Annotated in this window: 23 protein-coding genes; 10 read left to right on the forward strand and 13 right to left on the reverse strand. The window is 57.3% G+C overall.

Going from position 1 to position 22,316, the window contains the following annotated elements:
* Positions 1 to 24: 24 nt before the first annotated feature.
* The 3 genes from B0G76_RS03585 to B0G76_RS03595 are packed head-to-tail and all read right to left on the reverse strand — an operon-like array spanning position 25 to position 2,625.
* The gene (locus B0G76_RS03585) at positions 25 to 954 is read right to left on the reverse strand and encodes an SMP-30/gluconolactonase/LRE family protein (protein WP_120290159.1); all 930 of its coding nucleotides are present in this window, start codon (positions 952 to 954) and stop codon (positions 25 to 27) included.
* Positions 955 to 979: 25 nt separating this feature from the next.
* Positions 980 to 1,927, reverse strand: coding sequence for an NAD(P)-dependent oxidoreductase (locus B0G76_RS03590; protein ID WP_120290161.1), 948 nt, complete (start codon positions 1,925 to 1,927; stop codon positions 980 to 982).
* A complete protein-coding gene (locus tag B0G76_RS03595; RefSeq protein ID WP_120290163.1) occupies positions 1,927 to 2,625 on the reverse strand; it encodes an RraA family protein in 699 nt (232 codons plus the stop codon). The genes B0G76_RS03590 and B0G76_RS03595 overlap by 1 nt, the downstream gene beginning before the upstream one ends.
* Before the next feature lie 165 nt (positions 2,626 to 2,790).
* On the opposite strand from B0G76_RS03595, the gene B0G76_RS03600 reads away from it, so the two are divergent.
* Positions 2,791 to 3,501: an IclR family transcriptional regulator gene (locus B0G76_RS03600; RefSeq protein WP_120290165.1), complete on the forward strand. Its 711-nt coding sequence runs from the start codon at positions 2,791 to 2,793 to the stop codon at positions 3,499 to 3,501.
* Between the two features lie 218 nt (positions 3,502 to 3,719).
* Positions 3,720 to 4,070, forward strand: a complete 351-nt coding sequence (locus B0G76_RS03605) for a hypothetical protein (RefSeq protein WP_120296179.1) — start codon at positions 3,720 to 3,722, stop codon at positions 4,068 to 4,070.
* A 203-nt stretch (positions 4,071 to 4,273) separates the two neighbouring features.
* Here the strand turns inward: B0G76_RS03605 and B0G76_RS03610 are convergent, their stop codons facing one another.
* Positions 4,274 to 5,233: a LysR family transcriptional regulator gene (locus B0G76_RS03610; RefSeq protein WP_259460491.1), complete on the reverse strand. Its 960-nt coding sequence runs from the start codon at positions 5,231 to 5,233 to the stop codon at positions 4,274 to 4,276.
* Positions 5,161 to 6,099, reverse strand: a complete 939-nt coding sequence (locus B0G76_RS03615; RefSeq protein WP_120290167.1) for a LysR family transcriptional regulator — start codon at positions 6,097 to 6,099, stop codon at positions 5,161 to 5,163. Before B0G76_RS03615 ends, B0G76_RS03610 begins: the two co-directional genes overlap by 73 nt.
* Before the next feature lie 148 nt (positions 6,100 to 6,247).
* Between B0G76_RS03615 and B0G76_RS03620 the strand changes: the two genes are divergently transcribed.
* From B0G76_RS03620 to B0G76_RS03655, 8 genes are all read left to right on the forward strand, one after another.
* The gene (locus B0G76_RS03620; RefSeq protein ID WP_259460492.1) at positions 6,248 to 7,078 is read left to right on the forward strand and encodes an ABC transporter substrate-binding protein; all 831 of its coding nucleotides are present in this window, start codon (positions 6,248 to 6,250) and stop codon (positions 7,076 to 7,078) included.
* A gap of 43 nt (positions 7,079 to 7,121) precedes the next feature.
* Entirely contained in the window at positions 7,122 to 7,820 is a 699-nt protein-coding gene (locus B0G76_RS03625) for an amino acid ABC transporter permease (protein ID WP_120290171.1), read from the forward strand.
* Between the two features lie 2 nt (positions 7,821 to 7,822).
* Positions 7,823 to 8,557 (forward strand): amino acid ABC transporter permease, encoded by a 735-nt coding sequence (locus tag B0G76_RS03630; RefSeq protein WP_120290173.1) that lies wholly within the window; start codon positions 7,823 to 7,825, stop codon positions 8,555 to 8,557.
* Positions 8,535 to 9,263, forward strand: coding sequence for an amino acid ABC transporter ATP-binding protein (locus B0G76_RS03635; RefSeq protein WP_120290175.1), 729 nt, complete (start codon positions 8,535 to 8,537; stop codon positions 9,261 to 9,263). The genes B0G76_RS03630 and B0G76_RS03635 overlap by 23 nt, the downstream gene beginning before the upstream one ends.
* Positions 9,264 to 9,266: 3 nt before the next feature.
* The gene (locus B0G76_RS03640) at positions 9,267 to 10,553 is read left to right on the forward strand and encodes an FAD-binding oxidoreductase (protein ID WP_120290177.1); all 1,287 of its coding nucleotides are present in this window, start codon (positions 9,267 to 9,269) and stop codon (positions 10,551 to 10,553) included.
* Positions 10,554 to 10,614: 61 nt separating this feature from the next.
* A complete protein-coding gene (locus tag B0G76_RS03645; RefSeq protein WP_120290179.1) occupies positions 10,615 to 10,995 on the forward strand; it encodes a RidA family protein in 381 nt (126 codons plus the stop codon).
* Between the two features lie 131 nt (positions 10,996 to 11,126).
* Positions 11,127 to 11,789 (forward strand): RraA family protein, encoded by a 663-nt coding sequence (locus B0G76_RS03650; protein WP_120290181.1) that lies wholly within the window; start codon positions 11,127 to 11,129, stop codon positions 11,787 to 11,789.
* A 165-nt stretch (positions 11,790 to 11,954) separates the two neighbouring features.
* Positions 11,955 to 13,226 (forward strand): aminotransferase class V-fold PLP-dependent enzyme, encoded by a 1,272-nt coding sequence (locus tag B0G76_RS03655; RefSeq protein WP_120290183.1) that lies wholly within the window; start codon positions 11,955 to 11,957, stop codon positions 13,224 to 13,226.
* Positions 13,227 to 13,606: 380 nt separating this feature from the next.
* On the opposite strand, the gene B0G76_RS03660 is transcribed toward B0G76_RS03655, so the two are convergent.
* The 8 genes from B0G76_RS03660 to B0G76_RS03695 form a co-directional block, all read right to left on the reverse strand.
* On the reverse strand, positions 13,607 to 14,722 hold the full coding sequence (locus tag B0G76_RS03660) for an alcohol dehydrogenase catalytic domain-containing protein (RefSeq protein WP_120296181.1): 1,116 nt from the start codon (positions 14,720 to 14,722) through the stop codon (positions 13,607 to 13,609).
* Positions 14,723 to 14,838: 116 nt separating this feature from the next.
* The gene (locus B0G76_RS03665; protein ID WP_183081982.1) at positions 14,839 to 15,546 is read right to left on the reverse strand and encodes a GntR family transcriptional regulator; all 708 of its coding nucleotides are present in this window, start codon (positions 15,544 to 15,546) and stop codon (positions 14,839 to 14,841) included.
* A gap of 74 nt (positions 15,547 to 15,620) precedes the next feature.
* Complete coding sequence (locus B0G76_RS03670) at positions 15,621 to 16,583, reverse strand: VOC family protein (RefSeq protein ID WP_120296182.1); 963 nt, start codon at positions 16,581 to 16,583, stop codon at positions 15,621 to 15,623.
* A gap of 94 nt (positions 16,584 to 16,677) precedes the next feature.
* Positions 16,678 to 16,992: an NIPSNAP family protein gene (locus B0G76_RS03675; protein WP_120290187.1), complete on the reverse strand. Its 315-nt coding sequence runs from the start codon at positions 16,990 to 16,992 to the stop codon at positions 16,678 to 16,680.
* Positions 16,993 to 17,043: 51 nt separating this feature from the next.
* Positions 17,044 to 17,985: a 4-hydroxy-tetrahydrodipicolinate synthase gene (dapA, locus tag B0G76_RS03680; protein WP_120290189.1), complete on the reverse strand. Its 942-nt coding sequence runs from the start codon at positions 17,983 to 17,985 to the stop codon at positions 17,044 to 17,046.
* A gap of 123 nt (positions 17,986 to 18,108) precedes the next feature.
* Positions 18,109 to 18,855, reverse strand: coding sequence for an SDR family oxidoreductase (locus tag B0G76_RS03685; protein ID WP_120290191.1), 747 nt, complete (start codon positions 18,853 to 18,855; stop codon positions 18,109 to 18,111).
* Complete coding sequence (locus tag B0G76_RS03690; protein WP_120296183.1) at positions 18,852 to 20,585, reverse strand: acetolactate synthase catalytic subunit; 1,734 nt, start codon at positions 20,583 to 20,585, stop codon at positions 18,852 to 18,854. Before B0G76_RS03690 ends, B0G76_RS03685 begins: the two co-directional genes overlap by 4 nt.
* A 339-nt stretch (positions 20,586 to 20,924) precedes the next feature.
* On the reverse strand, positions 20,925 to 22,259 hold the full coding sequence (locus B0G76_RS03695; protein ID WP_120296184.1) for an MFS transporter: 1,335 nt from the start codon (positions 22,257 to 22,259) through the stop codon (positions 20,925 to 20,927).
* Positions 22,260 to 22,316: the final 57 nt, after the last annotated feature.

A 22,316-nucleotide genomic window follows, 5' to 3' on the forward strand; every position in this document is an offset into this window, starting at 1 on the left:
AAATCCCGCCGCGCGGGTCAGTCCTTAGAGCCTAGGTTTTCCCTGCTTTGGAAGCACGCCCGCAACATCCATCTGAGCGACGAGAACAGTGCCGCTGACCGATTCGGTCATGAATAGCGTCTTCATGTCGGCACCGCCGAAACAGAGATTCGTGAGCGACGCGCCCCCGGGACTGGTCAACACGACGACAGGCTCGGCACGATGATTGAGACCCCAGACACGGCCAAGGCCCGGGTTGGCGATGAAGAGGCGTCCTTCCGCGTCGATGGTCAAACCATCGGGGCCACTCGGACCGTATGAAGTGAAGTACTGACCGACCTTGCTAACGGAACCGTCGGCTTGAAGCGGAACACGCCACACACAGTTGCCGCGCGTCATCGCGACGTAAAGAACCTTTTCATCTGGGGAGAGCACCAGGCCGTTTGGACTCGGGCAGTTACCGAGCAGCATGTCGAGCTTGCCCGCTGGGCTGAGCCGATACACGCGGCCTGTCGGGTCATGCAATCCCGTCTGGCCCTGGTCCGTGAAGTACAGGTTGCCGGCCGAATCGAAGGTCAGGTCGTTGACACCCCGGAAGCGTTCGCTATTTCTGCGTTCGAGGTACGGCCGAACGTCACCGCGTTCGAGGTTGAGCAACATCAGTCCGTTTCGATAGTCGGTAATGAGCAGATGACTATCATCAACAAGCTTCATCCCGTTTGGCTCGCCGTCATACTCGACGACAAGCTCCCACTCTCCCGTGCGTGTGATACGGAATATCCGGCCGTGAGGAATGTCCGTTACGTAAAGAAAGCCGGCCTGACTCCAGACTGGCCCTTCGAGAAACGAGTCTGTGCTTTGTCCGGCCCGGTTCGCCACCGCCCAGTCCGTCTGAACATCCGGCTTGCGGTATTTTTGGGGCATGCGCGTGAAGACTTCTGCAGAGCGCACGTCGGGTGAGTTGAGGAAAAACATGTCGACCTCTGGCTACAGAAACAAATCAGACTGTTGCGCGCGTCCGCTCTCCGAGCACTGCAAGCACATTGGCTGCGGAGCCTTTACCCATGTTCACGTAAGCGGCATCGCTTACCCCACCGATGTGCGGGGAGAGGATGAGGTTGGCAACGCTCTGGAATGGGTGAGGATTCGACATCGGCTCGACATCGAAACTGTCCAGACCCGCGCATCGCAGTTGACCTGCGGCTAGCGCGTCGAGCAAAGCAGCTTCGTCGATGAGTCCACCACGAGCTGTGTTGACGAGAATTGCGCCCCGCTTGAAGCGGGCGAACGTGTGGCGGTTCAGCATCTGGCGATTCTCTGGAGTCAGCGGGCAATGAAGCGAGACGACGTCCGAACTCGAGTACAGGGCATCGAGTTCGACGAGCGTCATGCCAGCGGGGGCTTCCTTCGCGAACGGGTCGTATGCAATCACATTCATCCCGAAAGCGAGGCCTGCCGCCGCGACGCGCCGTCCGATGGCGCCAAGGCCGACCAGGCCAAGCGTGCGCCCCTCCAGTTCCACAGACTTGTGGGTTGCCTTGTCCCAATGGCCCGCACGCATGCGGACATGCAGATGCGTGACTGACTTGGCACACGCAAGAATTAAAGCCCAGGCATGCTCGGCGACCGCAGCTGCGTTTGCACCGACTGCCGCACGCACCTCTATTCCGCGTTGAGCGGCTGCTTCCTGGTCGATGACATCGATGCCACTGCCATGTTTGGAGATGACCTGGAGCTGGCCCGCCGCGTCCATGATTCGCGCGTTGACCTTGCCATAGCGAACGATGATGGCCACGGGCTTATGCATGGCGCAGAGCGCGACGACCTCATCCTCAGTGGGCTGCTTGCCAGCAAACACTACCTCGAAGCCGCTCAACATCTCGAGCGCCTGCGGGGCGAGGTCGGCAGCGGTGACCAGAACGACTGGCTTTTGCTTGTTCGCTTGCATCACAAAGCCTCGCCGTCTGCCAACATGCCCACTGCACGCAGTTCCTTTTCAAGCCACGTCGCGCGAGTGTCGCCGTTCTTGATTGCCGCGATACGCTTTGTTTCCGCTTCGACCTTTTTCCGGGCTAGTTCGAGAATCATCGGGACGTCGTGGCGCGGCACGACGACCACGCCATCCGCGTCGCCAACAATAAGGTCACCCGGATTGATGGTCGTCCCGCCAGCAGAAATGGGGGCGTTCACGCGACCGGCTACGCTCTTGGTCGGCCCGCACGGATTAAGACCGGCCGAGAACACCGGAAACTCGCCGTTTGCGAGTTCGTGCGAGTCACGCACGGCCGCATCGATAATGAAACCGGCGATGCCCGTTGCGTGAGCTTGTGTGGCCATGATTTCGCCAATGAGGGCGCAGGTCTGGTCGCCTTTGCCATCCACCACAATCACGTCACCTGGCTTTGCGATGGCAAGCGCCGCGTGAATTGCGAGGTTATCGCCCGGGCGAACTTCAACGGTGATAGCCGGACCTGCCACTTTCATCTTCGGCGACAGTGGCTTCACCCTGCTATTCAGGGTGCCGCGGCGGCCGGCGACATCCGCGAGGATGGCTGCCTGAAATTCAGAAGCTTCTGCGACAAGCTCCGGCGACACGCGCTCGATGTCGCGGGAAATGGCTGACGAACCGTTCGAAGTGGTGCTCATGACGTTACCTCTGCAAGTTGCGTTGTACGATGTACAACTATGGTGTACTGTGTGAAATAACTATAGCTCGCGAGGAACGTGCGTTTCCACTGGCGTTTACCCTTTTACCGTGTAAACCATGGTTGTACTGTGTACAATCACCAGCACGGGTAATGGGAGACAAAAATGGGAAACGAAGGGGTGGCCGCAGTCGAGAAGGCACTGTCGTTGCTGGACTGTTTCAAGCCGGGGGCCGAGGCGCTATCGCTGGCCGCACTCGCGCAGTCGTCCGGGATGCACAAGACGACGGTATATCGATTGATGAATTCCCTGGAACGAATGAATTATGTCGTTCGCTCCGAGACTGGCATGTACTCGCTTGGTCCGCGGGTTCTTTACCTCGGCAAACTCTACGAGCAATCGTTCCATCTCTCCTCGCTCGTCGAACCGATATTGCATAGGTTGGCTGCCGAATCGCAGGAAAGCGCTTCGTACTACGTTATCGACAACGGGCAGCGACTATGCCTCTTCAGGGCAGAGCCGTCCGAAGGCCTGAGAGAAACACGCTTACCTGGCACATCGTTTCCGCTGGATGACGCGGCCATTAGTCAGGTGCTCAAGTTCTGGGGGCTAAAGCAGCCTTTATACGAGACGCCTCCAACGTTGCCGCTGTTCACGTCTGGTGCTCGTGACCAGCATACGGCGGGGTTCGCCACTCCGGTGTTTGGTGAGGGCGACACGTTTAAGGCTGCGCTTAGTTTGACCGGCGTAAGGTCTCGACTCGACGCCGCGCGAGAATCGGGAGCTCTTGACCGACTTCAGTTGAACGCCGCGTCTGAGCTGTCCCGGAAACTTGGTGCGAGTGCGGCATTTTGCGAAAGAATGTATGGCGCCTGAGATGACGGACCCTTCGCCGGGCAGCGGTTATAATCGGTTTTTCGCGACAGTCTATTCGACCAGTGCGGCCATGCGCCGCTCAACCGCATAGTGCGGATACACTTCGGCAGCCAGGTGTTCCGCGCTTTCCTGAGCCGAATCGCGCGCGGGGCGACGAAATGTGAGCCGTGTCCGATGGTCACACCGACTCGACAGTTGCCACAGCTATAGAGAACGAGATGACAGACCCACGTGCGCCTGGAGACTTTCCGAGAGAACCGGACCCCGGTGCTGTCACTGGGGTTCAACCGAAGCTTCTTGTTCGCGAAATGGACGGCCGTTATCAGAATGCCCTCTCAGACGGGGAGTTGTGGGTACGCTTCGACGCGTGTGAAGACCTTGCTAGTCAGCTATCCGCGTACGTCTCGCGGAAGATTGATACCGCTGGTCTGTCGCCAGACGTCACGTTGACCCGGGCCGAGAAAGGCGTGAGATTGAAGGTCGACGCTGGTGAATGGGACTTTTCCCAGCGTGAGGTGGTTTGGGTCATGACGCGCGCGCGGCAACTGCTGGCTGCGACCAACGACTAGCGAGCCCATCCGTTGGGAAAGCCGACGCAGCCGACGGAAACAGCAGGTTCTATTCCACGGCTACCTCGGTAACACTTATCCTGCGCAGAATCGCTCATTGCAGCTGGTGAATTCGGAACGAGTAGTCCTCTGCGTGCGAGCCGTGCCGTAGGGAGCTGATGGTGATAGATGTAACTGCGACATAAACGTGGCGGGGCTCGAACTTAAGCCGACGCGCTGCACTGACGAGCAATCTCTGCGACAGAGTACCCGATGCGCGACTGTGGGTTGTTCATGAAGATGGCACAGTAGCGCAACGACGGCGCTGGGGGCCGGGTACGCACCATCTGCAGACGCCCCGCCGATACATAGTTGCTCACGATTGACTCTGGTAAGCAACTGATGCCAATTCCCGCCTCAATCAATCCCGCCATCGCCAACACGCTGCTGCCTCCAAACAAGCGTCTTGGTTCCACGCCCGCTTCACTAAACAGGCGCCTGCATAGCTGCGTGATGATGGACCGCTCGTCCTGTTCAATGACAGCAGACTCGGACAACTTTTGCAGTGTGACCGGTGTGTCTGCGGGGAATATACCAGGGGCACAGAACCACGCGAACGGAACCGAATTCAGTTCGACGCGGGTCAACGCCTTCGGCATCTCAGCATCAGGTATGAAAGCCATATCAAGCGAACCTTCGAGTACCTTCGCACGAAGTTCTACTGATAGGTGTACCAGCTCAGGTTGAACAAGGACGTTGGGATATATTTCCTTCATTTTCCCGACGAAGCGAGGAAACCAGGTTGTTGCAACGAGCTCAGTCATTCCAATTTGAAGTATCCGAGCAACGCTGCGCGTCGAGGACTGGAGTTCTTCAAGGTTAGCGACACTCTCCAATAGGTCCTTGCACAACTCAAATAGCTCTTGGCCTTTCGCAGACAGTTTTGATTTGGTGCGTTGTGACTCGAAAACTGGTTCAACAACGATGGCTTCGAGTTCTTGGAGGCGCTTGGTCGCGGCCGACTGTGTGATGTGCAGTTTGTTTGCAGCGCGGTCAACAGTGCCGAGACGAGCCACCCAGTAAAACGCTTCGAGTTGCTTTATTGTCAACATCATCGCATCTCGCTGTGTTTCCCGGCTTTCGCGAGCGCCTGCAACTGATACGACATCTCGAAGTCGCAGCATGATTGCGACAATCCGATAATCCTTTGATGGAAAGCGGTCGCTGCATCAGCGCGCGTCAACGCAACATAAGGGATTTCGGGGAGCGGCGGATTTACTTTCACCTCACACAACACACCCGTACCTATCAGAGGCGAGCAAACAGCGGTTGGAAGCAGCGCTATCCCGAGCCCCGATAGGGCCATGCCTGCAAGGGCCACCAGACTTGCAGTTCCGACGCTGCTTCGGCTGCGGCCTCCTGCTTTTGTGAGCCACGGTTCAATGACAGTTGCGATACCTGAGGGCGCCTGTTGCATCAGCAGAGGATATGCAGCCAATGCGCTGGCCGGTATCTCTGTCGATGGTGCATCGAAGGTTGGGCTGCAGCACCAGTGATGACGAACGTTTGCCAAGGGCAATGAGGGCAAGGTAGCCGACTTGAATACATCGGGAACGAACGCCAAGTCGATTTCGCCAGCAATCAGCCCCCCGTGCAGAGCGAGACTGTGGTCAACAACAAGTTCCGTGGTCACCGAGGGAAAGGAGGCGCGCATAAGTCCCATGAGTCGCGGCAGCCATGTTAGCGCGCAGAGTTCTGTCACCCCGAAGCGCACCCTTCTGTGAATCACGTCACTTCTGGCAACGGCATCGATGATTGCGTCCCGCTGCCGAAGAATGGTGCGTGCGCGCGCCAGCACCTCTCCGCCTTCCAGCGTCAAACGCGCGGCACGTCCGGTTCGGTCCAGCAAGGGCCAGCCGAACAGCTCTTCAAATTCCTTGATATGACGGGACACGGCCGATTGCACGATGCCAATTCTCTCGGCGGCCCCCTCAAATGTGCCCGTCTCCGCAAGGGACACCAAGGCCTCTAACTGTCGGAAGGTCGTCATAGGGAAATCCCGCCCGTTTCATCTCAATTTCGCATGAAGAAACATCGAAAAATATCTCTTTCTCTAATTATAGAGTTTTGGGATGATTTCTCAACGGCGGCGGATTCAACGTGGATTTCATCGCGGCCTTCATATTACGGAGACGAAATTGAAAACGACCTTCAAATTGCTGTGCCTCGCATCAGTGCTCGCTACCAGCGCCTGGGCAAGCGTCGCCCACGCCGACGAACTCGCCGACATCAAATCGCGCGGTACCCTGGTGTGCGGCGTGCTGAGTACGTTGCCGCCATTTGGATTTCAGGACCCGAACACCCGCGAGGTTGTCGGGTACGACGTCGATTTCTGTAAGGGTGTTGCGAAGCAACTCGGCGTGAAACCCGAACTGAAGGTCATGTCGCTCGACTCGCGCATTCCGGAACTGACTCAGGGCCGTGTCGACATCCTAGCTGCGGTTCTTGGCTATAACCCGCAGCGTGCTCAGCAGGTCGAATACTCGAAGGCCTATTTCGTCAGCCAGCAGGTTATAGCTGCGAAGGCGACCAGTCCCCTCAAGCATCGTGACGACCTCGCCGGAAAGCGGGTCAGCACCATCAAGGGCTCCAGCAACATCCCGGTGATTGAGCGTGTCCTTCCGACGGCACAACTCGTGAGCTATGACGATGGCCCGTCCGCATTCATGGCTCTGGTGCAGAGCAAGGTTGACGGCTTCGTGCTCTCGGAAACCCTGATGCGACGTTTCATCGAAAAGCTCGGCGCCAATGCGAATCAGATTTCCGTCCTTACACCTGCAGTCGGCGTCGAATACTGGGGACTCGGCTTGAAGAAGGGTGAGCCCAAGCTGCTCGAAGCCGTGAACACTGCTCTCGACAACATGGAAAAGAGCGGCGAGTCCCAGCAGATTTTTGAGAAATGGCTTGGGGAAAAATCCAGTTTGAAGATGGCTCGCAGCTTCAAGACCGAGCAGATTCCGACGAACTGAGCAAGCTCGAAAGCAGCAAGGCGTCGTATTACAGGAGTTCCTGATGTCTCTACACCTCGACTTCAGTGCAGTCTTCGCCGCGCCTTACGGGCCGGAGCTGATTAAGGGCGCCAAGGTCACGCTCGCGCTGACAGCTGAAAGCTGGATTTTGGCCGTCGGCCTTGGAACCGCTCTCGCGGTTGTACGAGCCACCGGGAACAAGATAGCCGAACGTGTCGTTGCGGGCTTCGTCGCCTACCACCAGAACGTGCCGATGCTGGTGCAAATCATTCTGTGGTACTTCGGCGTTCCCACGTTGCTGCCAGACAGCTGGCAAAGCTGGGTCAACGCGCACAACGGCGAGATGTTTTTCTCGGGCATCGCAATCGGGCTTTGTATGTCGGCTTACTTCTCTGAAGACATCCGAAGCGGATTGCGGTCGGTTCCTTGGGGGCAGCATGAAGCGGCACGCTCTCTCGGCCTGAGTTATGTGCGCTCGATGCGATATGTGATTTTGCCGCAGGCGTTTCGCGTTTCGATGCCGCCATTTATCAACCACACCGTTCTACTGTTCAAAAACACCAGCTTGGCCATGGTCGTGGGCGCTGCAGAAATGACCTACGCAGTTCGTGAGATAGAGAACCAGACGTTCCGAACCTTCGAGTCCTATGCCGTCGCTACCGGCTTCTATCTTGCTGTTTCACTTGGCCTGATGGCGCTCGGAGCGATTGTGTCACGGCGTAGCAGCGTTCCGACGAGGTAGTCATGATTGACATCATCAGAGACAACTGGCTGGTTTTTCTGATTGGGCAATATCCGAGTGGTCCGTTGGGCGGCCTCGCGCTGACACTGATTCTGTCGGTTCTCGGTCTGGGCCTTTCTTTCCCGATTAGCGTTGGCCTCGCATTGTGCCGGACGGGGTCAATCAAATGGCTCGCATCTGCGGCGACAGTGTTTGTCTACATCGTCCGCGGCATTCCGCTGGTGATGCTGGTCTTCTGGACATATTTTTTGGTGCCGGTTCTGCTCGGTCATAACGTTTCAGGTGTGACCGCGCTGCTTTGCACGCTCGTCATCTACGAAGCTGCGTATCTGTCGGAAGTTATTCGGGCCGGTCTCGTCTCGTTGCCGAGGGGGCAGACTGAAGCAGCACGGGCGCTTGGTTTGGGCTACTGGCGGACGACGTGTTTTGTGCTCCTGCCGCAGGCCCTCTATAACATGGTTCCGAGCATCATCAGTCAGTTTGTGTCGACCATCAAAGAGACTTCGATTGGCTACGTCATCAGCGTCCAGGAGCTCACGTTTGCTGCCAACGCTGTGAACAACAATCTGCTGACCCGTCCGTTCGCTGTCTTCATGATTCTGGCGCTGACTTACTTCGCGGCATGTTTTGCCCTGACTCAAGTGGCCCACCATCTCGAACGCAGCGTAACCCGCCGGCGCTCCCGCACGAACGTTGTAACCAGGAGTTTGGAAAATGATACGGTTCTCGAAGGTTAACAAGTTTTACGGCACACACCACGTTCTCACTGACGTAACCGCAGAAGTGAAGAAGGGCGAGGTCGTGGTGGTATGCGGGCCGTCGGGTTCCGGAAAGTCCACGCTCATTCGTACCATCAATCGGCTGGAAGAGATTCAGTCTGGAACGATAGAACTGAACGGTCGCGACGTCCATGCGAAGTCGACGAACGTGAATGAGTTCCGAACGGGTGTCGGCTTCGTATTCCAGTCTTTCAACCTTTTTCCGCACCTGTCTGTCACAAACAACATTTGCTTGGCACCCGTCAAACTGGGCAAGAAAAAGCCTGCGGATGCGAAGAAGCAAGCTATGACGCTTCTCGAGCGGGTTGGTCTCGCGCACAAGGCAGATGCTTACCCTCAGCAGCTTTCCGGCGGTCAGCAGCAGCGTGTTGCAATTGCGCGGGCACTTGCCATGGAGCCTCCGGTCATGCTGTTCGATGAACCTACGTCAGCACTTGACCCCGAGATGGTCGGAGAAGTCCTCAACGTGATGAAGTCGCTCGCAAAGGATGGAATGACGATGGTGTGTGTCACGCATGAGATGAATTTCGCACGAGAGGTATCGGACATCGTCTGGTTCATGGACAACGGTGTAATTCTTGAGCGCGCGGCACCGAAGGAGTTCTTTACTGCGCCGAAGCATGCTCGAGCCAAGGCATTCCTGTCCGACATCCGGTCGCATTAAATCATGACGCATCCGAAAAATAACGGCGCAGCATCGCGTGGTGTGACAGTCCTTGGAGCGGGAATCGTCGGACTGTCCATCGCTCTCAAGCTCCATCTCGATGGCTTCAAGGTTACGGTGGTCGAAAAGGGTGAACCAATGCATGGCACATCCTACGGAAACGCCGGATACCTGTCGGAAGCCAACATCTTCCCTCCAGCGTCGCCAGACATGCTGCGCCAGCTGCCGAAATTCATGCTGTCGAAAGAAGGCCCCCTGGTTATCAAGCCCGACTATGCAACCAAGATGATTCCTTGGGCTGTCAAGGCAGTAGCGGCGCTCAAGCCGGCTTCTTATCAGAATATTTTGACTGGGCTGGCAAGCATGACGACGCTCGCATACGAGAGCTTTGATGAGCTTCTGACCGCCGCCAACGCACAGCAGCTCCTCACGCGCGAAGGCGGATTGGTCGCGTTTCGGACGCTCGCGGGCCTTGAAGCAAAATGTCGCTCTTTGCGAACCTGGAATTCATTTGGTTTGGCGGCTGAAAGAATTTCAGCAGAACTAATTACAGAAATGGAGCCGGAGCTTAGTAAGGACATGGTTGGCGGCATCTTCTTCAAGAACTCTGGCCGTTGCAGCAGTCCCAGGGGGCTGGGTGAACTCTACGTCAAGCGGCTCAGGGAGGCGGGCGTCGAATTTTTTACCGATGAAGTCCGCGGCATTGAAAACGTGGATAGCGGCGTTCGGATACATACCGCAAGTGGGTCCTTCGTCACTGACCGCGTGGTCCTGACTATGGGATTTCAGACGGGAGCGCTTCTGCAGCGTCTTGACATTAAGGTGCCGCTTGTATCGGAGCGTGGTTATCACCTCATGCTGCCGTCTTCAGATGTACGCCTCAAGCGTCCAATTGTCTTCGGCGAGCCGCACTTTGCCGCAACGCCGATGGACGAAGGCTTGCGTCTCGCGGGCACTGCTGAATTCGCGCGAGCCGATTCGCAGCCCAACATGGACCGTGCATGGATGCTTCTCAAACTTGCGAAGCGCTACCTGCCTAACGTAAATGAGGCGGATGCGACGCCGTGGATGGGCGTGCGCCCTTCGTTGCCCGATGGGCTTCCCGCAATAGGTTTGATGCGAAACGCACCGCGAATCGCCTATGCATTCGGCCACGCTCACAACGGACTAACTCTATCTGCAATCACAGCTCGCTGTGTGTCTGCGCTCATGCAAGGCAAAGAAGCACCCGTCGACCTGGAGCCGTATCGTCTTGAGCGGTTCCTTCACCACGAGCACGCGACCGTTTAGTAACCCAACGCCGTTGCTGGGCGCCGACCCTCGATGGCTCAAATGAAGTCTTTGGAAAATCATGAGCAAAAACCAACTTACCCGCTACCCGAGCCCTCTCACCGCGCCGCTGTCGAAAGCGGTCAGAGCAGGCGACTTCCTGTTTCTCTCAGGCCAGACGCCAAAGGACGAGAAACTGCAGCCGCTACGCGGAGACATCGAAGCGCAAACCCGAAATGTCCTGGAAACCATCGCGGCGTCCCTCGCTGAACTCGATTCCAACATGACCCAAGTGGTGCGCGCTACGGTATGGCTCTCCGACATCAAGCTGATGTCTCGTTTCAACGCCGTGTACGCGGAGTTCTTCAAGAACGCGTTACCAGTGCGGAGCACTGTCGAAGCACAACTCTCACAAGGGGTCGATGTGGAAATCGAGGTGACCGCGTTCGCGCCTGCTCATTAGGCCAGGTTGCAAATGGTTCCTCCTCGACGTGACGTCGAACCCGACGTGAGGATTGGTTTTCTATCCTCTCCTGGCCCCTGTTGTTCAACCCATGATGCTCTAGTGTTTGGCATCCTCGAACGGAGTTTTGCATGAGTCTTCCCGGTTTTCGGATTAACCCGGCGCCGAATGTTGCGCCCGAAGGTGTTATCGACCGTCTGAAGAACGTAGTGACGCCACACCTCAGCGACAACATGGGTCGCTTGGTCGGAGCAGTCGGACTCACACGTTTTAACAAGACTGGCAAGTTGGTCGGGACGGCATTCACGGTGAAGACGCGCCCGGGCGACAATCTCATCATCTACAAAGCGCTGATGATGATGCAATCCGGCCATGTTCTGGTCGTTGACGGGGGTGGGGAGCAACACAACGCATTAGTCGGCGAACTGGTAAAGCTACATGCTGAACAACACGGTTGCGTCGGATTTGTCATTGATGGCTCTATCCGTGACGTTGCAGCATTTGAGGCTTTTCCATGCTATGCCCGTAGCATTAGCCACCGCGGGCCATACAAGGACGGACCGGGCGAACTCAATGTCCCGGTTTCCGTCGGCGGACAGGTTGTGAACCCGGGTGACTTGGTTGTTGGCGACGAAGACGGTGTCGTGTTCTTCCCGCAGGATAGCGCGGAGGAGTTGTTGGCTCTTGCGAGCAAACATGCTGAGAAAGAGCGAGGGATTCAGGACGAGATTGCCACTGGCCGACGTGAACAGCAATGGATTGAAAAACTGCTGCATGACAAGATAGTCGCGTAAGCGAGTCCAAGGGGCCGGCGTAAAGCAGGTCAATCGCTTTCTCGGAGTGCCTAGGCAACATCGCGATGTGCTCAAGCGAAGTGGCGGGACCCTGATTGACTGGCGTCGCGCAGCGCAGCGGGACAAGTCGAATTCGATAACATATGCATTACGGGAGTATGTCGCATGAGCAGCCGCGGAGAGTTCTTCTCGGAACCTTTGATGGAAGAAATCAAGGGCCGATTTCACCATGTCGACGCCGACGCCGACGGACAAAGACGGCTGTTCTTCGACAATGCGGGTGGCTCGTTCCGCCTAAAGGCAGCTGTTGATTCGTTAAGCGCTTTGGATACGGTGCCTGACAATCCCGAACGAATACACGGCCGCGCTCTTCGGTTGCAGGAGGTGATGGCGCGCGGAGAAAGCGACATCCAGACCATTCTCAACGCACGGGATGGAAGCATCTTCACAGCGCTGACGGCGTCTGAGACGATGTTTGACATGGTGCGAGCCATCATGGAGAACGTCCCGGGAGGCAATGCCGTTACGACCATCCTCGAGCATCCGTCATCGTTTGACTCGATGAAGATGTATTGCGAGCGTACAGAGAGGGAGTTGCGGGTCGCACCAAGTAACCCTGAAACGGGGGGTGTTGACGTCAACGATATTGTAAAGCTGGTAGATGGCGATACCGTTCTACTCAGCGTCATGTACGCGTCCAACATCTCGGGAGCTAAGTTTGACCTCGCGGACATCGTCGAGAAAGCGAGAGCGAAGAATCCGGACCTTTACATCGTCGTGGACGCGGTCCAGCATGCGCCCCATGGCGTGATAGACCTCCAGAAGACACCTGTCGACGGTATCAACTTCGCACCGTACAAGTTTTTTGGCTGTCGCGGCTCGGGTATTGCATGGCTTTCTCCTCGAGTTGCTAAGTTTCCTCATCATCGACTTCTCGCAAAGCCACAAGATGCGTGGCAATTAGGCACCCCAACTCCCGGCCAGTTCGCGATGGTGACCAAAATCGTCGACTATATCGCTTGGCTAGGCGCGCGCTTTAACGACTCGGAGGACCGTCGTGCACTGTTTCTCGAAGGCATGCATCGCATCGAACTGCAAGAACGAGCTCTCCTCTTGGCATTACTTGAAGGGCAAGGCGCGCAGCGAGGCTTAAGGCATATGCCTGGTGTCGAGGTGTATTGGGACCATGACGACTTCACTCGTCGCGACCTTATAGTAGGCATTGGCTTCTCAAACCTCGAAGCAACTGAGGCGGTGCGCGAATATGAGAGGCGAGGCGTTATCGTCTACGAACGGGTTGAGACCAGCGTGTACTCAGGACGGATGCTTAAGTCGTTTGGCTTGAAAAGTGCCGTACGGCTCTCACCGCTTCACTGTCATTCACGCGCCGACATCGAGCGTTTCCTCGTTATCACGGAAGAACTCCTGACGCTGTAACCGGCCCCTGCAGATTGGTGCTTCTCGGCAGGAGAAAACCGTCCTTTGCGATGGCTCGCGAGTACGGGCGGATGCCTCTCGGCCGAGTTGCAGCATTCTCTCTCGTGTACATCTCTTGTTTTTGTGAATGCCCCTTGGTGAAGTTGAGCCCCGCCTTACCCAGAGCGGGGCCTTCAGACAGGTTTCAAAGCATCATGAGATGCCCCTCGGAGCCAGCGTCGCCCGTCAGCCGTTCGCCTCAGGGCGCTAACTTCACCACCCTGTCCGGTATCTCAAGGCTAGCCTCGACGCTCGCTCTTGGGCGGGCCGGGAAGACACCGGCCCGTAGCCAAGCACGATGCCAGCGTGCCGACGGCGGGCGTTCATCGAGAGCTCGGCCGTTAGTGCTGAGGCTTTACGACAAAGTTGGTGAATCCGCCGTTGCGGCCACCGATTGTGGACAGCGCATCATTTACACGGTCGAGCGGGAAAGCTGTTGTTTCGAAAATAGACAGGTCGAGCAGACCGCACGCAGCTAGGTCTGCCATATCCTGACCCTGTGCGGCGCTGAACCAGTTCGAACCATTCCACTGCACTTGGGCAGCCATGAGCTTGAAGAGGTTCATTGGGACGAGCTCAGAAACACCACCTACGTTCACGGCCTTCGCACCGCGACGCAGGCAATCCAGCGCGTCGGTAACAGCCTTAGCTGGCGTCCCTGGACCAAGCGTGTCTACAACTGCGTCGACGCCCTTTCCGCCAGTACACGACGCGGCCCAGTCCGATAACGACTTCCCGGATGTCGTCGAGAAAATCTCAATTCGTCTGGGCGAGAGTTCCTTGACGCGCTCCAGCAGCCTCATGTCACGAGCCACTGCGAGGATTTTGGTCGTCCCTCGAGCCAGTGCAAGCAGAATGGCTCCTAATCCGAGGGTGCCGGTCGCGCCATTGATGATGACCGTCTGTCCCGGGCCTGCATTTACCCGGGCAAGTGCGGCGTAGGCAGTTCCGAGGTAACCGAAGCGAGCGGCCTGGTCGAAGGTCACTGAGTCAGGTAGACGGACTAGACTCTGTTGCGGAGCCGTCATATATTCGGCGAAGCCGCCGTATGGATAATGGCGTAGCAATTCGTTAGCCTTCGCCGAGAACCCAAAGTAGCCCGAAAAAGCAAAGCGCTCGCAACTCAACGCGTCGTTGGCACGGCAGCTACGACATGCTCCGCATGCGCGACCCGGATTGACGTAGACCCGGTCGCCTTCCTTGAAATCAAAGACACGCTTACCAACGGCAACAACGACGCCAGCCGGGTCTAGCCCGAAGATGGCCGGAAGCGCTGGCAGCGGGAGGTCTGGGAACCAAATCGGGTAGTTCTTGATTACGTTGCCAAGATTGGGAACAACACCGCATGCTTCGACGCGGACCAGAACCTGGTCTACTTCGGGAGTAGGTACAGGAATCTCGTCAATCTCCATGGGGTTACCAATCTGATGAAGTCGTGCTGCGCGCATCGTTTCCATGTCCTTCGTCTCCTTTCCTAAAAGTGGGACCATTCCGGCGTCATTACCTGCCGAATGGCATCTGCGTACCTCGGGAACAACAAAACAATATTTTCGAGCGAGGAATGGGGGGCGCGTCAGGCCGACAGCCTGTCGAGCACAAGCGTGCAGAAGTTCGCAATGTGTTCTTGAGTCAGTTGCGACGCGCGCTGTCCTGAGCCGGAATCAATCGCGTCAATCATCTGTTTATGTTCGGCGACGGCGCCTTCCAGGTGGTCGGCGAAGGCGTCGGCTTGAGCCAGGAAAAAGTCAGCCATCTCCCATTGCTGAACAATGAAGCGATGAACCCCTGGCGCAGCAGCGGCCGAATGAATCGTGGAATGAAAATCCCGGTTCAGCACTCGGAATGCTTCTCCGCTGGCCGCTGGGGATTCTTGCAGCATCGCGATTTGCCGGTTGGTCAGGTGCAGGCGGTTGATGTGTTCCGGTGTTTTCCGAGTCGCAGCCAGCTCCGCCATCAATGACTCCATCCTTCCGAACATCAGGAAGAAGTCGGTTATCTCGCTGCTGGTGGGCGTAATGACTTCGCAACCGACCTGAGGTCGGATTTTCACAAAGCCTGCGAGACTCAGCTTCAGCATTGCCGTCATCACGGGCTGTCGGCTCACGCCCGTCTCAGCGCTCAAATCCTTGACAGAGATTCGTTCGCCAAAGCTGTATTGACCCGAGACGAATCTCCTGAGCAGTTCCTGGTAGACCCATTCGGCCCGGCGCTCTGGCTGGGCCGAGAGGTCTGTTTCCCTGTATATGCGCCGCAGACGGCTGTCGTCGGAGGCTATGGCCATGTCAACCCTCATAAGAGTGGCGCGTACACGTGACGGTTTCGAACATTGAGCGGCTAGATGACCCGAATGAGAAGTCAGGTAGGCGATGCGTCGTACAAGCCGTCGATAACGTGGACGGGAGCGCGTGCACCGTTTCTCGCCGCGGCGAAGCGGATTTGCCTTGCCTCTTCCTGCTTCTCGGGCGGCAACCAGTCGCGGTCGTGTCCCCACAAGCTAGGGCCATGCACCACTTCGTAGGGCTTCCAGGTGTCGACATCGACGCTGAGGCCGCCCCAGCCACACTCCACCAGAAAACCGGACGGGCTTCTCGCATAAAAAGAGACAACCTGGTCGTTGGTGTGCCGACCGATGGTCGTAGCAATTCGCCCTTCGTCTATCAGAGCCAGGTCGTAAGCCTGTCCAACGTCGTCAAGGCTCAACGTCTCGAACATGAGGTGGTGAATGCCAGGCGTCCCCATCTGGAGAATCGCGAGGCTGTGATGGCGTTGATTCAGGTGCAAGAAAAAAGCCTTGAATGGCCGCTCGAAGTAATCACTCAGCCGGAAACCGAGGAGTTCACGGTAGAAGGCAAGCACCGCAGTTGCGTCGGGCACCATCAACACCGCATGTCCAATACCCATGTCGCCGGTCCGGAACCCTGACATCGTGCGACCCGGGATGAATGGTTCGGAAGCGACACCAAGACCGTAAAAAGCTTCCAGCCGATTCCCCACCGGGTCAGAGAACACAATTAGGTCCGTCACCCGACGCTGTTCACACAATTCATTCGAGCCATGCCGAACACTCACTCCCGCGCGCTCAAGCCGCGCCGCGAGGCCATCAAGCGCAACCGCGCCATCCACCTCCCAACCCATATGCGAAAGTCCGTTATGGCTGGCTTCGGCGACCGTCAATCGCTGCTGTGCGCCATCCATCCTGAAGCTCAGGGCCTGACCATCGCTCTTGGCAGCCTGCATGCCGAGAAACGAAGTTCCGTATTTTCTCCAACCTTCGACATCGGTTGTATTAACGCCTAGGTATCCTAATGATTTAAGCATCGTTTCACTCCTGATATTCCGATATTCGACTCGGCGCTGCCGCATGCGGAGTGGCGCGCTCGCCGAAATTACCTCGCGATGGCTTCTCGAACAGTCAGACCTTTGGCGAGAATGCTGTCGGCAAAAGCAGTTTGCTTTCCTGCTTAATAATCATGTGCATCGTCGATTTCGCTGGATTTAGCCACTCAGGGTCGGACCACAACGCGGCACGACGGGCAGCTCGGTCTTCGAAGTCTTCGTAGGCCCATAGCTGAACGACCTGATTGAGTTCCCCTGTGTCTGCTGTGTAGTAACCGAGTAGCTTTCCCAAGTGCCGCTGCTGAATGGGAAATCTCTCCTTCTCGAAGTACGGCAACCATTCCCGAAGCTTCCCGGGTTGAAAGGTATACGTCCTCATTTCAACAATCATCTTTATCTCCGTTCTCGAATTCGAATTCGTCGCGTACTGATGGCTTTAACGTCAGCCGAGAGCCAGACCGATGGGGGTCTCGTTGCTTTCCAAATCAACGGACACTGCGGTTTCAAACGCTTCCGCTCGCTCCATCCCCCGGAGCACCGTGCCGCGAGCGGTTTCAGACAATTCAACGATTGGTGACCTGCAAAAGGGCGAAGCCCTCCCAAGCGTGGTCAATGCCCATTTCGTTGGCGCTGGGCTGCTTTCAACGAACAAGGCTGCGTGTAACGGCAGGAGCTTTAAATGAAGCGCGGCGGCAGCTTTAGCATTTCCGCCCTTTGCCAGCACGCTGACCCGTGCGGCTGCCACAGGGACAACATTGGCGCTAACGCTAACGGTGCCGTCGCCTCCCAGGAGCATCAGCGGGACAGATGTGGCATCGTCGCCCGAGAAGACCTTGAATCCCTCCGGTCGCAGCCCCAACAGGGCGCCGGCGCGCTCCAGATTTCCCGTCGCGTCTTTCAGACCGAAGATTCCCGGGACTTGCGCGAGGCGCAACGTCGTTTCGACGCTCAGGTCAATACCCGTTCTTGTGGGAACGTTATAGAGCATCATCGGGAGGTCGACGGCCTCAGAAACAGTCACAAAGTGCTTATACAGACCATCTTGCGACGGCCTGACGTAGTAGGGAGTGACTTGCAACGTGGCGTCCGCGCCGATTTGCTTAGCCATGAGAGTTAGCTCGACGGCTTCGTGTGTAGAGTTCGACCCGGCTCCTACCATGACCGGGCACCGCTTGGCCACGCGATTGACCGTGAACTCCGAAATCTCGCGATGCTCGTCGAAGGAAAGCGTGGATGCCTCGCCCGTTGTTCCCGCCACGCATATCGCGGCGGTACCACTTTCGATATGCCAGTCGATTAGGTTTCCCAGAGATTCAAAGTCAAGAGAACCGTCCTCGCGCATCGGCGTAACAATTGCAACGATACTTCCGGCGAAATCTTTCATATGTGGTGTCGCTTTACGATGGACTATGCAGTTCGCTCCGCGTCCAGGCAATCCGCGTCGACGCCGACGCATAGCCCTAAGCCGGCGTTTGGCCGACGGTCGTGTGTCTGTAGACTGGCGGGCTCATGGAGCCCCGAACGCGCCATTCCACACAGGGGAAATGACGAGTTCATTGATACAAACGTGTGCCGGCATGCTGACGACATAGCGGACGGCAGATGCGACATCCGCTGGTTGCAACATCCGTTTCAACTCGACATCTGTCGGAGGAATTTTCCGCCTCAGCATCGCGGGCGTCGCGACTTCCGCTGGGCACAGAGCGCATGCGCGGATGCCGTTTCGGAACTCCGACGCGTTCAGACTCGTCGTCATCGCGACCACCGCGGCCTTCGCTGCGGAATACGCGGGCCCAGGTTTCGCTGAAATGAACCGACCGGCCCACGAGCTGATATTCACGACAAGGCCGTCGGAATGCTCACGCATTCCTGGCAGCACCGCGTCGATGGTGTAGAACACACCATTGAGATTGATACTGGTGACTCGGTCGAAATCCTCGACCGATACCTCGCCCCAGGCACGAGTCCCAATGTTCATACCCGCATTCGCTACGAGCACTCCAATTCTGCCGTGCTCGGATTCGATACGCGCGGCAGCCGCTTTAACGTCTGCTGCGACCGTCACATCAACGGCAACAGCTGCCGCGTTCGGTCCGATTTTGTGCAGTTCTGCGAGTGCTTCGGAGAGGCCTTGCTCCCCGCGCGCTGAGATGACTACGAAGTGGCCATCGGCAACCAGCGCCTGCGCGACAGAAAGCCCAATTCCGCTTGATGCGCCCGTGACCCAGGAAACCTTCCGTTGTTCCATGTTCATGACAAGCCCACCTCGTCGAAGTCCCTTGCAGCCGGGTTGTTATCGCCAGAGAAAAGCGACAGTGGCGGAAATGCGTTTGCGTCAGTAATGACGTCGAGCACGGCGGGACCGGTGAACGCGATAGCCCGCTCAAGCGCCGCGGCGATGTCGCTGGGGTTTTCAACGCGTTCGCCGAAGCAACCAGTTGCTCTTGCGATTGCCGCGTGGTCCACGCTGCCAAAGCTGCATGCATCCGTGTGGACCCCGTAGTGAACGTTTTCCGCGTGGTACTCGTATCCTAGAATGCTGTTGTTGAGCACAATTAGGATGACGGGCAGGCCCATCCGCCGCGCGCTCTCAAGCTCGGACCAGCAGTGCCCAAAGCCTCCGTCCCCTTCAAGAGCAAACACCCGGGCGCCAGGCACCGCAGCCTTGGCGCCAATAGCCATGGGGAAGCCCCAACCCAGACCCGCAAGTCCACGAGGTGTCAGGAACCGTGCCCCGTTCTTTCGTGCAGTCAGGAACGTGTTGGCCCAGTTGGTCGAATAGCTCGCATCGGCGACGACGATGTCGTCGGGGCGAAGCAGCTTGTCGAGTTCGAACATGACTGCTTCAGGCCTAATGGCGCCGGGACTCCCAGCGCTTATTAGCGCGCGCTCCTTCGCTACCTCGCCACGGGCGTGCGAAATCTCGCTGGCAACGGTAAGGCTGCGCTTACTAGCGAATGGCAAGTCAAGACCTTCGAGTTCTTCCGACAACGCTTCGAGAGTCAGCTTTACGTCGCCCATCAACCGGGTAGTTTCATACGTCCGGCCGATTTCCTGTGGGTCAATGTCGATATGGACCAGTTTTGCCGAGGTGGGGATTGATTTCCAGGAGTCGGTGCCATTCTGGTTGGTGCGCGTGCCGGCGAGAATTATGAGGTCCGCCTCCACGAGCAGGCCTTCCAGATGGCGAGGCATGGTTCCGGGGCCTGTGCAATTTCCAAACACGCCCAACGACAGCGGCGACGTTTCGTCGATTACGCCTTTGCCCATGTTTGTCGTAGCGACTGGGATTGCTGCTACTTCGCTCAGTCGGGCAAGCGCCTCGCTTGCGCCCGACAGGTGGACTCCGCCACCTGCCAGTACGTAAGGTCGCCTGGACGCAGCAATCATTTGCGCTACGGCAGAAATGGAATCCGCCGAGGGACGATACCGGTCAAGCGGATAACGGCCCAAATTCGCTTTTCGACCACTCGAGGCAGCCGGCTTCCTCAGCAGGTCCATGGGCAGAATCAGCACCGCCGGCCCAGGCCGTCCGCTCGTCGCTGCTGTGAATGCAGCGTCGACATAGTCGTCGATTCGAGTCGCGTCGGTAACCCGGCGAACCCATTTCGCGCACGGCCCGAACAGCGCAACATGGTCAAGCTCCTGGAAGGCGTTGCGGTCGACCGTTCCGGTCGGCACGTCCTGGACGATAGCGACGAGCGGCACTGAGGCTTTGAGCGCTTCTGCGAGCGGGGCGACCAATAAGGTGGCAGCCGGGCCGTTCTGCGCAGCAACGACACCGACCTTGCCGGAAATCCGCGCATACCCGTCGGCCATCGCACCACCGGCATTTTCGGTACGGTAGCTGACCTGCCGGATTCCGAATTTGTGAGCCACGACAAAAAATGCGGCCGGAATACTTTGTCCAAACACATGCGTGACCTCATGCCTACTTAGTGCGGCGGCAAGGACATCCGCTACCGTCTCGACGGGCGGCGCCACCTTGACTGCTGCCGCCTCACTAGCTTTTCTCTCAATCGCTTCCGTATGGCTCACTGAATCCTCCGTTTGATGTCAGTCTGTCGCGCCTTCTTGATGCGACCATGTGCTTCGCTACTACCCGCTGTCGTACTAGCATGTCAGCAGATAAGCGCTAAAAAAATAACCCGAAGGTCGAACCGGATTTCTTCGCTGTATGCAACAGCCGCATCCAGACACACCAAATTACGCGCATCGCTGGCCGTCGGCTGGACGCGCTACAGGCCCACCACCCTGGGCGATAGCGGGCGCTACCAAAAAACAGTCCTTGCCCGCATCGCCTTTTGATAACTTCCGTCGGAGTTACGTCAAGCGCGTCTGTACAACAGCTTCCCGGCGCTTCTGGAACGCAACCGCAGAGAGTAGTGCTCCGACCGCGGCGAGGAGCGCAATAGCTACGACGCCGCTCGCCAGACTGCCGGTGACTGTCTTGATGTATCCGAGGAGAGGCGGGCTAGCAAAGCCTGCAATGTTCCCCAACATACTTATGAATGCGATACCGGCAGGCGCAGCCTGTTTGCTCAGATAGCTTGGTGGAATCGAGAAAATCAGCGGCCCGCTTGCTCCGGTTCCGAAGCTCGCTACGGCAAACGCAGTGAGCATCAGTACCCTCGACTCTGTCGCAAAGGTGCTGGCGATGAGACCACCAGCAATCAGGCAAAAGCAGAACACGAGGTGCCAGCGGCGTTCTCTTAGGGCATCAGAACTCCAACTGACCAGGATTGCGCCGACAAATCCCATGGCCAGGGGAACCGCTGTCAGGAAGCCGACGCTCACGAGCGAGGCAATGCCACTTTCCTTCACAATCGTCGGTAGCCAGAAGAACAGCAGGTAGTTGCTGCATGCAGCGGTAAAGAACAGGAACGCCACTAGGTAGTTGGTGGGGTTCGTGAGAATCTGCTTCGCGACACCCTTCGAGAGATGCTCACGCATCGGCGCGACTTCGCTGGCAAGGTCCGCTGCAACCGCAGCCTTTTCGTCGGACGTCAGCCATTCAGCATCCGCTGGACGGTTTCTCAGTAAGAAAAAGCAGACGAATCCGAGAGCGCAAGCAGGCAGCCCCTCCACCAGGAAGACCCATCTCCAGCCGGCAAGGCCGAAGGCACCATTCAGCGAAGTAAGAATCCATCCGCTGAGGGGCGCTGCAATTGAGCCTGCAACGGCGTTGGCAACGAAGATGACCGCCGTTGCACGGGCCCGCATACGGAACGGGAACCAGTAGGTGAAGTAGAGAACGATGCCGGGAAGGAAGCCTGCCTCAAACGCGCCGAGCAGAAGTCGCAATGTGATGAGGTGCCCGACGTTCGTAATAAAAGCCGTCGCAGCAGTTGCCAATCCCCACAGCACCATAATCCGAACGAAGGTACGTCGTGCGCCCCACTTTGCAAGAACGAGATTGCTCGGTATCTCGGCGAAAGCATAGGTAATGAAAAATGCGCCAGCCGCAATACCGTACCAGGTCGCGTTGATACCCAACTCATCGCTCATCTGGAGCTTCGTGAACCCGATGTTGATTCGGTCGATGAACGCAAACCCATAGCAAAGAAACAGCAGCGGGATAATTCGAAGCCAAATCTTCCGATAAGCACTCCTCTTAATCGAGTCTGCTTCAGAGAGATTTCCTGCGTATTGCTGCATACCTGCCTCCTTACTTCGATTGTCTCCGGAACCGCTTTTCTTATCGACCAGCTGGCA

Source organism: Paraburkholderia sp. BL23I1N1, assembly GCF_003610295.1.
GTDB lineage: Bacteria > Pseudomonadota > Gammaproteobacteria > Burkholderiales > Burkholderiaceae > Paraburkholderia.

What these genes read in the sequence shown, in the direction of transcription:
- B0G76_RS03585 (WP_120290159.1), bottom strand. Translation starts at nt 954, where the DNA reads ATGTTTTTCCTCAACTCACCCGACGTGCGCTCTGCAGAAGTCTTCACG.
- B0G76_RS03590 (WP_120290161.1), bottom strand. Translation starts at nt 1,927, where the DNA reads ATGCAAGCGAACAAGCAAAAGCCAGTCGTTCTGGTCACCGCTGCCGAC.
- B0G76_RS03595 (WP_120290163.1), bottom strand. Translation starts at nt 2,625, where the DNA reads ATGAGCACCACTTCGAACGGTTCGTCAGCCATTTCCCGCGACATCGAG.
- B0G76_RS03600 (WP_120290165.1), top strand. Translation starts at nt 2,791, where the DNA reads ATGGGAAACGAAGGGGTGGCCGCAGTCGAGAAGGCACTGTCGTTGCTG.
- B0G76_RS03605 (WP_120296179.1), top strand. Translation starts at nt 3,720, where the DNA reads ATGACAGACCCACGTGCGCCTGGAGACTTTCCGAGAGAACCGGACCCC.
- B0G76_RS03610 (WP_259460491.1), bottom strand. Translation starts at nt 5,233, where the DNA reads ATGCTGCGACTTCGAGATGTCGTATCAGTTGCAGGCGCTCGCGAAAGC.
- B0G76_RS03615 (WP_120290167.1), bottom strand. Translation starts at nt 6,099, where the DNA reads ATGACGACCTTCCGACAGTTAGAGGCCTTGGTGTCCCTTGCGGAGACG.
- B0G76_RS03625 (WP_120290171.1), top strand. Translation starts at nt 7,122, where the DNA reads ATGTCTCTACACCTCGACTTCAGTGCAGTCTTCGCCGCGCCTTACGGG.
- B0G76_RS03630 (WP_120290173.1), top strand. Translation starts at nt 7,823, where the DNA reads ATGATTGACATCATCAGAGACAACTGGCTGGTTTTTCTGATTGGGCAA.
- B0G76_RS03635 (WP_120290175.1), top strand. Translation starts at nt 8,535, where the DNA reads ATGATACGGTTCTCGAAGGTTAACAAGTTTTACGGCACACACCACGTT.
- B0G76_RS03640 (WP_120290177.1), top strand. Translation starts at nt 9,267, where the DNA reads ATGACGCATCCGAAAAATAACGGCGCAGCATCGCGTGGTGTGACAGTC.
- B0G76_RS03645 (WP_120290179.1), top strand. Translation starts at nt 10,615, where the DNA reads ATGAGCAAAAACCAACTTACCCGCTACCCGAGCCCTCTCACCGCGCCG.
- B0G76_RS03650 (WP_120290181.1), top strand. Translation starts at nt 11,127, where the DNA reads ATGAGTCTTCCCGGTTTTCGGATTAACCCGGCGCCGAATGTTGCGCCC.
- B0G76_RS03655 (WP_120290183.1), top strand. Translation starts at nt 11,955, where the DNA reads ATGAGCAGCCGCGGAGAGTTCTTCTCGGAACCTTTGATGGAAGAAATC.
- B0G76_RS03660 (WP_120296181.1), bottom strand. Translation starts at nt 14,722, where the DNA reads ATGGAAACGATGCGCGCAGCACGACTTCATCAGATTGGTAACCCCATG.
- B0G76_RS03665 (WP_183081982.1), bottom strand. Translation starts at nt 15,546, where the DNA reads ATGGCCATAGCCTCCGACGACAGCCGTCTGCGGCGCATATACAGGGAA.
- B0G76_RS03670 (WP_120296182.1), bottom strand. Translation starts at nt 16,583, where the DNA reads ATGCTTAAATCATTAGGATACCTAGGCGTTAATACAACCGATGTCGAA.
- B0G76_RS03675 (WP_120290187.1), bottom strand. Translation starts at nt 16,992, where the DNA reads ATGATTGTTGAAATGAGGACGTATACCTTTCAACCCGGGAAGCTTCGG.
- dapA (WP_120290189.1), bottom strand. Translation starts at nt 17,985, where the DNA reads ATGAAAGATTTCGCCGGAAGTATCGTTGCAATTGTTACGCCGATGCGC.
- B0G76_RS03685 (WP_120290191.1), bottom strand. Translation starts at nt 18,855, where the DNA reads ATGAACATGGAACAACGGAAGGTTTCCTGGGTCACGGGCGCATCAAGC.
- B0G76_RS03695 (WP_120296184.1), bottom strand. Translation starts at nt 22,259, where the DNA reads ATGCAGCAATACGCAGGAAATCTCTCTGAAGCAGACTCGATTAAGAGG.